The sequence below is a fragment of the uncultured Serinicoccus sp. genome (assembly GCF_947487915.1).
GTDB lineage: Bacteria > Actinomycetota > Actinomycetes > Actinomycetales > Dermatophilaceae > Ornithinicoccus.
Genome location: NZ_CANKYH010000007.1, coordinates 41,720 through 54,316 on the forward strand (window position 1 = coordinate 41,720; position 12,597 = coordinate 54,316).

Sequence of the window (12,597 nt, forward strand, 5' to 3'; positions counted from 1 at the left end):
CTATGCGCGACCCCGTATAAATATGCAATCCGCAGGTCACGCGGCCTTCCCAGGCGGCGGTGCGCGTGGTGTGATGAGGGTATGCCCCGCCTCACGCCGCAGACCGCCCGGGTCTGGGCGACCGACGGGTGGCACGCGCTGGTCCTCGGGTGGCGGCCCGACTGGGTGAACCTGGTGCGGGTGACCACGGCGGCCGTGCTCGCCTACGTCATCACCCGGGCGGTCACCGTGGGGCCGATCGACCTCACCTGCTCGCTCACCGCGATCCTCGTCACCCAGGCCAGCGCGACCGGCTCGTTGCGCATGGGGATGGTGCGGGTGGGTGCGGTGCTCACCGGCATCGGCGTCGCTCTCGTCGTCTCCATCTGGGTCGGGCTCACCTGGTGGTCGTTGGGCCTGGTCATCTTCGTCTCGCTGCTGCTGGGCAGCCTCCTGCGGCTGGGCCCGCAGGCGCTGGAGACGCCGATCAGCGGCATGCTCATCCTCGGGGCCTCGCTGCAGAACACGGCGGCCGAGACCCGGGTGCTCACCACCCTCATCGGTGCCGCCGTGGGGATCCTGCTCCCGCTGCTGTGGCCACCGGCGATCCCCGTCGGCGCGGCCGCCGCCTCCGTGCGCACCGTGGCCCGCCGCCAGGCCGAGGTGTTCGCCGCGGCGGCCGACGACATCGACGAGGGCAGGGTCACCGGCGAGTCGATCGCCGCCCACCTGCGCGCCGCCCGCGACGTCGGCGACGACCTGGGCCGCGCGGGTGAGCTCGTCGGGCGGGTCAGCGAGATGTGGCAGTGGAACACCCGCACGATCGGGCGCGCGGACGTCAGCCCGTTGCTGCGCTCGGGCCTGGACTCGCTGCAGGACTGCGCCGCCGCCACCCGCGCCCTCTTCGTCGCCCTGGGCCACGAGGCCCGCGACGAGGATCCCGACGGTGCGCCGGAGTTCTCCGACGAGGTGCGGGCGGCGGTGGCGGTGGTGCTGCGCGACGTCGGCAGCTGCATCGACTCCTTCGGGGAGTTGGTCCAGGCCGAGACCAGCGGGGACCAGGAGCGGCGGCGCGTCCTGCTCGACGGCAACATGGAGCTGCTGCGGGAGACCCGCGCGATCCTCACCGAGCTCATGCTCATGGAGTCCGGGGGCGGCCCGACCGACCAGTGGTTGCTGCGCGGCTCCATCCTGCGGGCCGTGGACCGGATCCTGCAGATCCTCGACGCCCCGGCCCGGACGGCGCAGCACGCTCGCTGGCGCGACGAGCAGGGCCGGAGGCCCCTGCCGGGGCCCACCATCTCCCGCGAGTTCGCGCCCCTCGACCGAGCGGTGCTGACCTCGCTGCGGCGGGCCTGGCGGCGCGCCCGGCGGTCCGGAGCCGCAGCGGGCTCGGGGGCTGCGCCTACTCGTCGCCCCTGAGCTGGAAGCGCGCCAGCCGCCAGCCGGCGCCGCCGACGCCGACACCGAGCAGGACCAGCGAGGCGACGACGGCATAGGACGTCGACAGGTCGGCCACCGGCAGGTCGACGTCGGCGGCCACCTCCCCCAGCCGCTCGGCGAAGGCCCGCACCGAGACGTAGCGGAAGCCGCCGAGGAACCGGCCGAGCAGGCTCTCGACCACGGTGACGTAGACGAGCCCGGCGATCATCCCGTGCCGCGTGGCGGCCGCGATCGCGCTGAACAGCGCCGTGTAGAGCACCGCCCCGCCGGCCCCGACCACGACCGACACGACCACCCACCGTCCGCTCAGCCCGCCGGCCAGCGTGGCCCCCATCAGCCCGGTGACCGCGGCGGCCGCGGCGACACCGGCCGCGACGACGAACTTGGAGGCGGCCACGGCATACCTGCTCACGGGCGTCGACAGGAGGTAGACGACCGAGCCGTCGTCGATCTCCGGGCCGAGGACCCCGTTGGCCGCGAGCAGCGCCACCAGGGGCACGACCAGGGCGATCCCGACCTCGACGACCACGGCGTTGGCGGAGACCGGCTCCCCGGTCAGCGCGCGGAGCACCCCGGCCAGGGCGACGAGCAGCACGGGCAGGGCGAGGATGACCAGGCCGCGCCGTTGACCGACGAGGGCCTGCAGCGCGAGGCGCATGATGGTGAGGTTCATGACTGCACCAGGTAGGTGAACACCGACTCCAGGCTCTCGTCCGAGGGCGCGAGCTCGCGCACCGTGATGCCGGCCGAGCGGGCCAGCCGGGGCAGGGAGAGGGTGAACTCGCCCATGTCGGTCACCTCCACCGTGATCGCCTCCCCGGTCCCCACGCGGCCGAGCGCGACCGAGCGCACCCCGGTCAGGCCCATGAGCATCGAGGCCAGGCCCCGGTCGTCGCTGGAGCGCACGACGTAGTGGCTGGGGCGGTCGGTCATGAGCCGCCGGATGGCGCCGAAGTCCCCACTGGCCGCGTGCCGGCCCGAGACCACGACCTCGATCTGCCGAGCGATCTGCTCGACCTCCTCGAGGATGTGGCTGGAGAAGAGCACGGTGCGCCCCTGCTCCCCCATCCGGGTCAGCAGCTCCATGAGGTGCATCCGCTGGCGCGGGTCGACGCCGTTGAAGGGCTCGTCCAGCAGCAGCACCGTCGGCTCGTGCACGAGCGCCGAGGCGAGCTTGGCGCGCTGCCGCATGCCCTTGGAGAAGGTGCTGATCGGCCGGTCCGCGGCGTCGACGAGATCCACCTCCGCGAGCGCTCTCGCCGTCGCGGCGCGCGGGTCCGCGAGCCGGTGGAGCTCGGCGGAGGCCTGCACGAAGGCGCGGCCGGTGAGGTAGGAGAAGCTGACCTCCCGCTCGGGGACCAGTCCCAGGTCACGGTAGGCGCCGACGTTGCGCCACACGGGCGCCTCGCCGAGGCGGATGTCGCCGGCGGAGGGCGCGAGAAAGCCGGCCATCATGGCGATGAGGGTCGACTTGCCGGCGCCGTTGGGGCCGAGGAGGCCCGTGACGCCGGGACGGATGGACATGGTGACGTCGTTGACGGCGACGACGTTGCCGTACCACCGGGAGACGCCGGTGAGGGTGAGGTCGGTCATCACGCCCCCCTGCTGCGGTAGCGGCGCACGAGCAGCGCCAGCCCGAGGAGCATGAGGGCGAGGGCGCTGGCGAGCAGCAGCAGGCCGGTGGCGGCGCTGTCAGCGGGGGCGGGGAACTGGCTGGTGGCGTCCCCCAGCGACACCTGCACCGAGTCGACGAGCACGAAGGGGGACAGCAGGGCCGCCCAGTGCGCCAGGCCGGTGGCGCCCTCGGTGCTGGCGACCTCCTGCAGCCCGGCCGTCACGCCGAGCCCCACGAGCAGGACCATGATCGAGCCGGCGATGGCCAGCCCCCGACGGAGCGTCCACGAGGCGACGAGGGAGGCGACGGTGGCGACCAGCATGGCCAGCAGCACGGCCCCGGCGAGGGCCACCGCGACCCGCGGGAGCTCCTCCCAAAAGCTGGCGCCGGCGGCGAGCCCGCCGATGAAGAGCACGAGCAGCGGGGTGAGCACGAAGGCGAGGATGGCCAGCACCAGGGAGGCCCACCGGGTGAGCGCGAACGCCGTGGCGCCCAGGGGGCGGGCGAGGTAGAGGCTGATGACGCCGGAGCGCAGGTCGCGGCTGAAGAGCACCGGCGCCTGGGCCGCGACGAAGAGCACGACGAGGAAGGAGGAGCCGGCGTTGTAGGCGGAGTAGTTGAGCAGGTCGGACGAGAGGCCGATGATGCTCATGATCCCCACCTGGATGACGGCCGGGACGAGCGTCATGCCCAGCAGGGCGAAGGGCAGCACCTTGGCCTTGCCGGAGCGGCCGAAGCCGAAGACGGCCAGGACCCCGGAGAAGAGCAGCGCCCGGGTGATGCCGGCGCGCGAGGTGCGCTCACCGGCATACCGCCGGTAGCCGATGTCGTGGATGACCCCGGCGCTGCCCTGGGCGCTCATGCGGGCACCTCGTCGCGGAAGACGTCCTCGAGACGGCCCGTGCGGGCCTGCACGCGGACCAGCCCGAGGTCGAGGTCGGCGGCGGTGTCGCGGACGAGGTCGCGCAGCCGGTCGTGGGCGGCCGCGGCAGCCTCGCCGTCGAGGGCACCCGCGTCGGGGCCCCGTCCGCCCTCGGGGGTGTCGCCGGCCTCGGTGGGCAGGGCGGGGGCCAGGGGGTCGATCTCGATGAGGCCGCCGTGCGGGCGGCAGCTGAGCCCGCGTGCCGCCAAGGCCTCGCCCATGCGCCGTTGGGCGTCCGCCTCACCGGTGACCTCGATGAGCACCGCGCCCGTGTCGGCGAGGAAGCTCCGGGTCGCCTCCGAGCGCAGCAGGCGCCCACCGTCGAGGACGACCACGTGGTCGCTGATGCGCTCGAGCTCGCCGAGCAGGTGCGAGGTCACGAGGACGGGGATGCCGAAGTCGTGACCGATGCGCTGCACGAGAGCCAGCATGTCGTCCCGCGCGGCGGGGTCGAGACCGTTCGTGGGCTCGTCGAGCATCACCAGCTCCGGGTCGTGCACGAGGGCCTGGGCCAGCTTGGCGCGCTGCTTCATACCGGTGGAGTAGCCGCCCATGAGGCGGTAGCGCTCCTCGGCGAGGCCGACGTGACGCAGGACGTCGGCGGCGCGCTCGCGGGCGGGGGCCGGCGGCAGTCCCGACATCCGCCCCATGTGGACCACGAAGTCGATGCAGCGCATGTCCGGGGGCAGGCAGTCGTGCTCGGGCATGTAGCCCACGGCCCGGCGGATCTGCTCCCCCGACCCCTCGATGTCGTGGCCGAGCACGCTCGCGGACCCGGAGGTCGGCGCCAGCAGGCCGAGGAGGATCTTGATGAGGGTGGACTTTCCGGCACCGTTGGCGCCGACCAGGCCGGTGACCCCGTCGTCCACCTCGATGCTGAGGTCGTCCAGCGCGGGCACCTGGGCGGACCCGTAGCGCTTGGTCAGCGCGGTCGTCTGGATCACGGTCACGGCAGCGACTCTAGCGAGCGGCGGGGACCTCTCCCAGGGGGCCATCCCCCGTCTACCCTGGGGGGATGCCTGGACGCACGCGCTCGTTGCTCGCGCTGCCCAAGGCCCACCTGCACCTGCACTTCACCGGGTCGATGCGGGTGGACACCGTCCGTGACCTGGCGGACAAGCACGGCCTGCGTCTGCCGCACGCCCTGACCAGCCAGTGGCCACCGCGGCTGTCCGGGCACGACGAGCGCGGCTGGTTCCGGTTCCAGCGCCTCTACGACGCGGCCCGGGCCGTGGTGCGCGACGAGGCGGACATGCGGCGCATCGTGCGTGAGGCGGCCCACGACGACGCCGCCGAAGGCTCGCGGTGGTTGGAGATCCAGGTCGACCCCACGTCATACGCTCCCTTCGTCGGCGGTCTGACCCCCGCCCTGGAGATCGTGCTCGACGAGGCGCGCTCGGTCTCGGCAACGGGGCGGACCCAGGTCGCGGTGGTCGTGGCGGCCTCCCGCATGCGACACCCGTTGGACGCCCGGGCGCTCGCCCGGCTCGCGGCCCGGCACGCCGGTGACGCCGCCGGGACGGTCGTCGGCTTCGGTCTGTCCAACGACGAGCGGCGCGGCTGGACCGGTGACTTCGAGCCGGCCTTCCGGATCGCCTCGAAGGCGGGCCTGGCGAGCGTGCCGCACGCCGGCGAGCTGCTGGGGGCCGACCACGTCGCGGTTGCGCTCGACCACCTCCTTCCGGACCGGCTGGGCCACGGCATCCGGGCCGTCGAGGACGAGTCCGTGCTGGGCCGGGTGGTCGACGAGCAGGTGACGCTCGAGGTCTGCCCGGGGAGCAACGTCGCGCTCGGGGTCTACGAGCACCTCGGGGCCGTGCCTCTCCCCCGGCTGCTCGAGGTGGGCGCCCGCGTCGCGCTCGGCGCGGACGACCCGCTGCTCTTCGGCAGCCGCCTGGCCGACCAGTACGTCTCCGCCCGCCTCGACCACGGGCTCGACGACGACGCGCTCGCGCTCCTGGCGCGCGGCTCCATCGAGGGCTCGGTGGCCTCCCCGTCGACCCGACGCCAGCTGCTTGCCGAGGTCGACGCCTGGCTCGACGCCCCCGCACCCCCCACCGACGCGTGACCCCCGCGCCCCGCGGCGCCGGCCATCCCGGCGGGCCTTCGGCCGCACACCTGTGCCGGACACGTCACATTGAGCCCCCTCCAGAATCAGCCCGCCACTGAGCCCGCTCGCGGGTCAGCGGCGGGCTGAGTCAACTCACGACTCAGTGGCGGGGTGACCCGCCGACGGCCTCAGCTCGCCGCTGAGTTGACTGCCGCGTCACGGGCGGGGTGATCCGGGAGGGGACTCAACGTGACGTCTCCGGCGCAGGGGGTCCGGTGGGGGTCGATATCCCCAAGGGCGGCGAGGTCAGGGCGCCGTCCACAGGGCGGCGCGGGCGGGTGGCGGCCGGCGGCCGGGCGCGGGCAGGGTGGGCTGCACGAGAACGAGGGGGAGGAACAGGTGGCTGCGATCGACACCGGTGCGGCACGCGAGGGCGAGGACGAGGAGCACCCGAGGGGGCTGGTGGCCCCGCCCGGAATCCCACCGGAGAGCCAGGTGGCCGGACCGCGGCTACCGGGTGCGGCCGAACAGGTAGGACTGGCGCTGCGCGCGTTTCGTCGTGAGCGGGGATGGAGCCAGCGAGCCCTGGCCCAGAGCTGGGGTGTCCACCAGAGCCTGGTCGCCCGGGCGGAGCGTCATGCCGATCAGCTCAGCCTCGACGTCTGCCTCGAGCTGCTGCGTCGGGCCGGGGCGGGCCTGGCGGTGCTCGGCCCGGACGGTAGGCCGGTGGTCCGCTGGGAGGAGACCGACCTGGTCGCGGTGGACCGGTCCGGTCGTCGGTTCCCCGCCCACCGTGCAGTGCGACCGAGCACGTACGGGCCGACGTGGTGGTGGTTCCACGACTACTTCGGAGGACGCAGCTCGGGCCCTCGACCACGATGGACCGCGGAGGGGTTCGCGATCCCGCCGGGGACCCGCTACGGGAAGAAGCCACGGCCCGAGGCCCCCGGCGAGGGCCCGCGCTGGCCCGGATAGAACCGCCCGCGGATGGTGCCGCGAGGACGCCCGGGGATGGCGCCGCGAGGACGGCCCGCGGATGGTGCGTCGAGGACGGCCCGGGATCGTGCGGCGCAGGATGCTCGTGCGGATCACCCCTCGCCGACGCGAAGGGGCGGATAGCCCGGCGGCTCCTCGGTGGTGAGCGGCCGGGTCAGCGTGAACGTGCCCTGCTCACCACCGTCGGGCGCGTAGGTGCCGACCCCGTAGTACGCCTCGTCCGTCCAGCGGACCTCGCCCTGCTGCTGCGCCTCCACGTCCTCCCAGGAGAACTCGCCCGCCAGCACCGGCCCCCGGCACTGGGGTGGCATCGACTCCGCGACCGGACCGACGCAGAACTCCGGGGGTTCGTCGGCAGAGCGCTGCATGACGATGCCGATGCCGACCACCTCCTCGGCAGCGGTGCTCTGCGTCGGCGTCTGCGTGGCGGCTCCGCCGCCCGGGTCCACCACCTCGGCCCCGCACCCGGAGACGGCGAGAGCGACGCCGAGGACCACGGCGAACAGCACGGAGGGGTGCCGGTGACATCTCATGAGGCCATCGTGGCCCGCGCATGCGAGATCGCGCACCTTGCCGGCGGGCGGGAAGGGCGGTGGCCGACCCTCAGAGCGAGAGGCCCACGAGCACCGGCTCGTTGACCAGCCGCACCCCCAGCGTCTGCTCCACCCCGTCCCGGACCTCGCGCGCGACCGCCACCACGTCGGCCGCGCTGGCGTGGCCGCGGTTGGTGACGGCGAGCGTGTGCTTGGTGGACAGGCCGGCGGGGCGCCCGCTGCTCGACCCGAAGCCCCGACCGAAGCCCGCGTGCTCGATGAGCCACGCGGCCGAGGTCTTGACGAGCTCCTCGCGATCCGTCGGGTAGGTCGGCGGCACCGCGGAGCGGCGGTCCTGGCCGATGCTCTCCTCGGCCCGCAGCCGCACCTGCTCCAGCTCCGGCCGTGACAGCACCGGGTTGGTGAAGAAGGACCCGCAGGACCAGGTGTCGTGATCCTGCGCGTCGAGCACCATGCCCCGGCGGCGTCGCTGCTCCAGCACCGCCTCCCGGGCCCGCTCCAGCGGCACGCGACCCCCCAGGGCGACGCCGAGACCGTCGGCGAGCGCGGCATACCCGATCGGCTGCGACAGCTCGGTGGGACGCAGCGAGAACGTGACCGAGAGCACGACGTGGCGCGGGGTCACCGTGCCCGGGGCGGCGTCCGGCCCGACCATGGACTCCTTGAGCACCGAGTGCCGGTAGGCGAAGCCCAGGTCGCCGGCAAACATCGTCCGGACCCGCTGCTCGGCCCGGTCCCAGACGCGCACCCGGGCCACGGTCTGGGCGACCTCCTGCCCGTAGGCGCCGACGTTCTGCACCGGCGTCGCACCGGTCGACCCGGGGATGCCCGAGAGCGCCTCGATCCCCGACCACCCCTGCTCGCAGGCGCGTGCGACGAGCTCGTCCCAGTCCTCGCCGGCCGCGACCGTCACGCTCACCCCGCCGCAGGCCGAGGCGTGCGGGACCTCGACGCCGCGGGTGCGCACCAGGACGACGGTGCCGGGGAACCCCTCGTCCGCGACCACGAGGTTCGACCCACCACCCACGACGAGCAGCGGCTCACCGGCCTCGTCGCACCCGCGGACCGCCTCGACGAGCTCGGCCTCGGTGCGGGCGGTGACCAGGCGCCGGGGCGCTCCACCCACCCGCATGGTCGTCAGCTCGGCGAGGGTCGTGCGCGCCGGAGCTGGCCGGTCCGGGCCGGCGGGGGGACCCGCGTCAGGACGACGGGGCTCCTGCCCGCTCACGCCTGCGTCCCGGGCAGGCGCACCACCGCCTGGCAGCGCCCGAGCACCTTCTCCCCCGCGCAGGTCGCGCTCAGCTCCACCGTCTGGGTCCCCGCGGCCTCGTCGACCTTCTTCACGACACCGGTGACGAGGACCTCGACCGTCTCCCCCTCGGGCACGACCACCATGCCGGTGAACCGGGTCTGGCAGGACAGGATCCGGGCCGGGTCGCCTCCCACGTAGTCGGTGACGACCTCGAGCGCGGCACCCATGGTCCACATGCCGTGCGCGATGACGTCGGGCAGCCCGACCCGGCGCGCCACGTCGGCGTCCTGGTGGATCGGGTTCTGGTCGCCGGAGGCGGCGGCGTAGGCCACGAGGCGCTCGCGGTCGACGGTCACCGTGCGGGTGAGGTCGCTCATCAACCCTCCCCCCGGACCACGATCGTCGACGTCACGGTCGTGACGGCGGCCCCCTCGGCGTCGACGAGCTCCACGCGGGTGGACACCATGCCGTGGCCGCCCGCCTCGCGCATGGTGTCGACGTGCAACGTGCCGGTCAGGCGGTCGCCCGCCGTGATCGGACGGTGGTGGACGAAGCCCTCCTGCCCGTGCACGACACGGGAGAAGTCGATGCCCGCTCCCGGGTCCTCGACCAGCTGCGCCTCGCACTCCTGTGCCAGGCGGACGGCAAACGTGGGCGGGGCGACGACGTCGGCGTGCCCCATCGCGCGGGCCGCCTCCGGGTCGCGGTGGGCCGGGCTGCCGGCACCGACCGCGTCGGCGAAGGCCGCCAGCTGCTCGCGGGTCACCTCGAAGGGGCCGGCCGGGGGGTACGCACGGCCGGCGTAGTCAGGGTTGACGGGCATACCTCTCACCCTAGCGATCCACCCGCCTGGCCCGGAGTGCGGTCGGGTATGACGAAGGCCGCCACCCTGCGCGGGTGACGGCCTGGTCGTCGTTGCCGACGGGTGGGTCAGCGGGTCTCGCGGTGCGCGGTGTGCTTGCCGCAGCGCGGGCAGAACTTCGCCATGTCGAGCCGGTCGGGGTTGTTCCGCCGGTTCTTCTTGGTGATGTAGTTGCGCTCCTTGCACTCCGTGCACGCCATGGTGATCTTCGGGCGAACGTCGGTGGACTTAGCCACGGTGCAACCTGCTCTCGGTGTGGATCTGTGCTTGTGCGGTCCGTACCTGCGAGGTACGTGGTAGCGGAGGCGGGGCTCGATCCCGCGACCTCACGATTATGAGTCGTGCGCTCTAACCAGCTGAGCTACTCCGCCTCGCGGCGCCCGGCGAACCGGCTCACCAGAGCCCCCAAACGGAATCGAACCGTTGACCTTCTCCTTACCATGGAGACGCTCTACCGACTGAGCTATGGGGGCGGGCTGTCGATCCTGGCGGGGGGAGGCCCGCAGGCAGCGAGACGCAACTTTACACGAGGCCGGCGGGCGAATCCAAAACGGCTGCGGCGTGCGCGAAGCCCGCTCAGAGCGGCCCGTCGACCTGCATCGACAGGTGCCTCCGCGAGCCCTCCCGGTCGGTCACCGCGAGGTCGCCGAGGCCCTGTCCGCCGGTGCGCAGCACCACCGTCGAGGGCAGCAGGATCGGCTTGACGAAGGTCGCGGAGACGGCATACCGCTGGGGCAGGCGCGGCTGGACCGCCGCCAGCACCCGGGCGTGCGTCCACATGCCGTGCGCGATGGCGCGGGGGAAGCCGAAGGCCTTGGCGCTGAGCGCCGAGAGGTGGATGGGGTTGGCGTCCCCCGCCACGCGCGCGTAGGAGCGACCGAGGTCGGCCGGGAGGCGCCACAGCGCGACCTGGCGGCCCGGCCCGGCGGCGCGCGCGGCAGCCCCCGCGCCGTCCGGTGACCCGCCCGCGTCGGCGTCACCCATGGCCTCCGACACCTCCCCGCGGGGCGCCCCGGGTGGCGTGTCGCCACGCACGAGGTAGGTGCTGCGCCCTTCCCAGACGAGCTCCTCGCCCACGCGCACCTCGCCGACGAGGTCGACGGTGCTGCCCTTGCGGTGGGGGGCGAGGTCCTCGGCCCAGGTGGACAGGGTGAGCTCCTCGCTCACGCGCACCGGGCGGTGCACCCGCATCCGGTTGCCCACGTGCACCATGCCGAGCATGGGGAAGGGGAAGTCGCGGGCGGACATGAGCCGCACCTGCAGCGGGAAGGTGAGCACGTGCAACCAGGTGGCCGGCACGGTGTCGGCCAGCAGGCCCCCGGTGACCTCGCAGAACCCGGCGAGCCTCGGCAGGTCCTGGCGGACGCCGGGCAGCACGAGCCGTCGCCCGGGCAGCTCGCCGCGGGCACCCGGCCGGCCCAGCCCGGTGGCGACACCGGTCGCGAAGGAGGTCGCCACCCGCGGGGTCCGGTCGAGCAGCTCCACGTCGACGTCCACCCTGCTCACGCCCCGATCTGGCTCTGGCCGCAGACGCGCAGCACCTCACCGGTGACCGCCGAGCTGGCCGGGTCGGCCAGGTAGCCGATGGTCTCGGCGACGTCGACCGGTCGGCCGCCCTGCTGCAGGCTGTTGATGCGCCGCGCCACCTCCCGGGTGGCCACCGGCATCCTGCCGGTCATCTCCGTCTCGATGAAGCCCGGGGCCACGGCGTTGACGGTGATCCCCCGCTCGGCGAGGCGCGGGTCGGCCCCCATGGCCCGCACGAGGCCGATGACCCCGGCCTTGGACGCGGCGTAGTTGGCCTGCCCGCGGTTGCCCGCGATGCCCGAGGTCGACGCGACCCCGACGATGCGCCCGCCGTCGTCCAGGCCACCGGGCAGGTCGGCGTCCAGGAGCACCTGGTTGATGCGGATCTGGGCTGCCAGGTTGACCTCCAGGACGCTGCCCCAGCGCTCCTCGTCGGTGTTGGCGAGCAGCTTGTCGCGGGTGATGCCGGCGTTGTGGACGATCGCGTGGATGCGGCCCATGCCGCCGAAGCGCTGGGCGACGTGGGCGGCGATGCGCGCTCCCGCGTCCGCGGCGGTGATGTCGAGCTGGAGGGCCGTGCCGCCGATGCTGTTGGCGACCTCGGCGAGCCCCTGCCCTCCGGCCGGCACGTCCACCGCGACCACCAGGGCGCCGTCGCGGGCGAGGGTGCGGGCGATCCCGGCCCCGATCCCGCGGCCGGCGCCGGTGACGACGACGACCCGCCCCTCGAAGGGACGGTCGGCCAGCACCTCCTCGGCCTGCGGGTCGCGGGCGCCGTGCCCCACGTGGAGCACCTGGCCGGAGACGTAGGCCGAGCGCCCGTGGAGCAGGAAGAGGAAGGTGGAGGCGAGCTCAGCCGGCGAGGTCGGCTCGGCGGTGAGCAGGTCGACCCGCACGAGGTTGGCCGTGGCCCCCCCGCGCAGCTCCTTGCCGACGCTGCGCACGATGCCCTCGAGCGCCTGCTGGGTCGCCACCGCGGTGGGCGCCCCGGCGGTCTCCGGCTCGACACCCAGCACGACGACCCGGCCGGAGCGCTCCAGACCCTTCATCGCCGGGCGCAGCAGCCCGCGGACGACCTCGAGGTCGGCGATCGAGGTCGCGCCCGTGGCGTCGACCACCAGGGCGCCGATGCTGCCGGGGTATGCCTCGGGCACCTCCCGGGTACGTCCGTCGCCGTCCGTCTCGCTGACCCGGGTCTGGGGTTGGTCGACGAGCGCCGCGCGGGTGGGCACACCGAGCAGCTCGAGGGTGCGCACGGCCAACGTGCCGCCACCGACGGCGCCGGCTGCCACCGGCCCGGAGGGCAGCGCGCGCCCCCGCCGGAGCCGGGTCGCCTGCGGCACCCCGAGCTGCTTGGCGAGCGGGTTGGTGGTGAGCAGCTGCATCAGGTCGGCCAT

At 74.0% G+C, this 12,597-nt stretch carries 14 protein-coding genes and 2 tRNA genes; 3 read left to right on the forward strand and 13 right to left on the reverse strand.

Features of this window, described 5'->3' with window-relative positions:
• Positions 1-81 precede the first annotated feature (81 nt).
• The gene (locus tag Q0795_RS10260; RefSeq protein ID WP_298889378.1) at positions 82-1,401 is read left to right on the forward strand and encodes a hypothetical protein; all 1,320 of its coding nucleotides are present in this window, start codon (positions 82-84) and stop codon (positions 1,399-1,401) included.
• On the opposite strand, the gene Q0795_RS10265 is transcribed toward Q0795_RS10260, so the two are convergent.
• From Q0795_RS10265 to Q0795_RS10280, 4 genes are read right to left on the reverse strand one after another with little or no spacing between them, the layout of a single operon-like run.
• The gene (locus Q0795_RS10265; RefSeq protein ID WP_298889380.1) at positions 1,385-2,095 is read right to left on the reverse strand and encodes an ABC transporter permease subunit; all 711 of its coding nucleotides are present in this window, start codon (positions 2,093-2,095) and stop codon (positions 1,385-1,387) included. The genes Q0795_RS10260 and Q0795_RS10265 overlap by 17 nt on opposite strands.
• Complete coding sequence (locus Q0795_RS10270) at positions 2,092-3,015, reverse strand: ABC transporter ATP-binding protein (protein WP_298889381.1); 924 nt, start codon at positions 3,013-3,015, stop codon at positions 2,092-2,094. The genes Q0795_RS10265 and Q0795_RS10270 overlap by 4 nt, the downstream gene beginning before the upstream one ends.
• The gene (locus Q0795_RS10275) at positions 3,015-3,899 is read right to left on the reverse strand and encodes a hypothetical protein (RefSeq protein WP_298889382.1); all 885 of its coding nucleotides are present in this window, start codon (positions 3,897-3,899) and stop codon (positions 3,015-3,017) included. Before Q0795_RS10275 ends, Q0795_RS10270 begins: the two co-directional genes overlap by 1 nt.
• Complete coding sequence (locus Q0795_RS10280) at positions 3,896-4,909, reverse strand: ABC transporter ATP-binding protein (RefSeq protein WP_298889384.1); 1,014 nt, start codon at positions 4,907-4,909, stop codon at positions 3,896-3,898. Before Q0795_RS10280 ends, Q0795_RS10275 begins: the two co-directional genes overlap by 4 nt.
• A 65-nt stretch (positions 4,910-4,974) precedes the next feature.
• On the opposite strand from Q0795_RS10280, the gene Q0795_RS10285 reads away from it, so the two are divergent.
• Together Q0795_RS10285 and Q0795_RS10290 are read left to right on the forward strand one after the other, a co-directional pair.
• Entirely contained in the window at positions 4,975-6,027 is a 1,053-nt protein-coding gene (locus tag Q0795_RS10285) for an adenosine deaminase (protein WP_298889385.1), read from the forward strand.
• A gap of 381 nt (positions 6,028-6,408) precedes the next feature.
• On the forward strand, positions 6,409-6,984 hold the full coding sequence (locus Q0795_RS10290; RefSeq protein WP_298889387.1) for a helix-turn-helix transcriptional regulator: 576 nt from the start codon (positions 6,409-6,411) through the stop codon (positions 6,982-6,984).
• Between the two features lie 113 nt (positions 6,985-7,097).
• On the opposite strand, the gene Q0795_RS10295 is transcribed toward Q0795_RS10290, so the two are convergent.
• The 9 genes from Q0795_RS10295 to Q0795_RS10335 all read right to left on the reverse strand — a co-directional run bounded on the left by Q0795_RS10295 (position 7,098) and on the right by Q0795_RS10335 (position 12,597).
• Positions 7,098-7,538 (reverse strand): hypothetical protein, encoded by a 441-nt coding sequence (locus Q0795_RS10295; protein WP_298889389.1) that lies wholly within the window; start codon positions 7,536-7,538, stop codon positions 7,098-7,100.
• A 70-nt stretch (positions 7,539-7,608) separates the two neighbouring features.
• Positions 7,609-8,787, reverse strand: a complete 1,179-nt coding sequence (locus Q0795_RS10300) for a UDP-N-acetylmuramate dehydrogenase (protein ID WP_298889391.1) — start codon at positions 8,785-8,787, stop codon at positions 7,609-7,611.
• Positions 8,784-9,188, reverse strand: a complete 405-nt coding sequence (locus tag Q0795_RS10305) for a MaoC/PaaZ C-terminal domain-containing protein (protein ID WP_298889393.1) — start codon at positions 9,186-9,188, stop codon at positions 8,784-8,786. Before Q0795_RS10305 ends, Q0795_RS10300 begins: the two co-directional genes overlap by 4 nt.
• Complete coding sequence (locus Q0795_RS10310; RefSeq protein ID WP_298889395.1) at positions 9,188-9,634, reverse strand: MaoC family dehydratase N-terminal domain-containing protein; 447 nt, start codon at positions 9,632-9,634, stop codon at positions 9,188-9,190. Before Q0795_RS10310 ends, Q0795_RS10305 begins: the two co-directional genes overlap by 1 nt.
• 107 nt (positions 9,635-9,741) lie before the next feature.
• Positions 9,742-9,909 carry a 50S ribosomal protein L33 gene (gene rpmG / locus Q0795_RS10315; protein WP_010148718.1) on the reverse strand — a complete coding sequence of 56 codons (168 nt, stop codon included), beginning with the start codon at positions 9,907-9,909 and terminating at the stop codon, positions 9,742-9,744.
• 58 nt (positions 9,910-9,967) lie between these two features.
• Positions 9,968-10,044 (reverse strand) — tRNA-Met (locus Q0795_RS10320).
• A gap of 29 nt (positions 10,045-10,073) precedes the next feature.
• Positions 10,074-10,146: transfer RNA gene (locus Q0795_RS10325), tRNA-Thr, on the reverse strand.
• A 103-nt stretch (positions 10,147-10,249) separates the two neighbouring features.
• Positions 10,250-11,179, reverse strand: coding sequence for a MaoC/PaaZ C-terminal domain-containing protein (locus Q0795_RS10330; protein WP_298889397.1), 930 nt, complete (start codon positions 11,177-11,179; stop codon positions 10,250-10,252).
• Positions 11,176-12,597, reverse strand: coding sequence for a 3-oxoacyl-ACP reductase (locus tag Q0795_RS10335; protein ID WP_298889399.1), 1,422 nt, complete (start codon positions 12,595-12,597; stop codon positions 11,176-11,178). The genes Q0795_RS10330 and Q0795_RS10335 overlap by 4 nt, the downstream gene beginning before the upstream one ends.

Bases quoted from the DNA above. Each gene is read 5' to 3' on its own strand.
- Q0795_RS10285 (WP_298889385.1), top strand. From the start codon at position 4,975: ATGCCTGGACGCACGCGCTCGTTGCTCGCGCTGCCCAAGGCCCACCTG.
- Q0795_RS10305 (WP_298889393.1), bottom strand. From the start codon at position 9,188: ATGAGCGACCTCACCCGCACGGTGACCGTCGACCGCGAGCGCCTCGTG.
- Q0795_RS10270 (WP_298889381.1), bottom strand. From the start codon at position 3,015: ATGACCGACCTCACCCTCACCGGCGTCTCCCGGTGGTACGGCAACGTC.
- Q0795_RS10335 (WP_298889399.1), bottom strand. From the start codon at position 12,597: ATGGCCGACCTGATGCAGCTGCTCACCACCAACCCGCTCGCCAAGCAG.
- Q0795_RS10275 (WP_298889382.1), bottom strand. From the start codon at position 3,899: ATGAGCGCCCAGGGCAGCGCCGGGGTCATCCACGACATCGGCTACCGG.
- Q0795_RS10265 (WP_298889380.1), bottom strand. From the start codon at position 2,095: ATGAACCTCACCATCATGCGCCTCGCGCTGCAGGCCCTCGTCGGTCAA.
- Q0795_RS10260 (WP_298889378.1), top strand. From the start codon at position 82: ATGCCCCGCCTCACGCCGCAGACCGCCCGGGTCTGGGCGACCGACGGG.
- Q0795_RS10310 (WP_298889395.1), bottom strand. From the start codon at position 9,634: ATGCCCGTCAACCCTGACTACGCCGGCCGTGCGTACCCCCCGGCCGGC.
- Q0795_RS10295 (WP_298889389.1), bottom strand. From the start codon at position 7,538: ATGAGATGTCACCGGCACCCCTCCGTGCTGTTCGCCGTGGTCCTCGGC.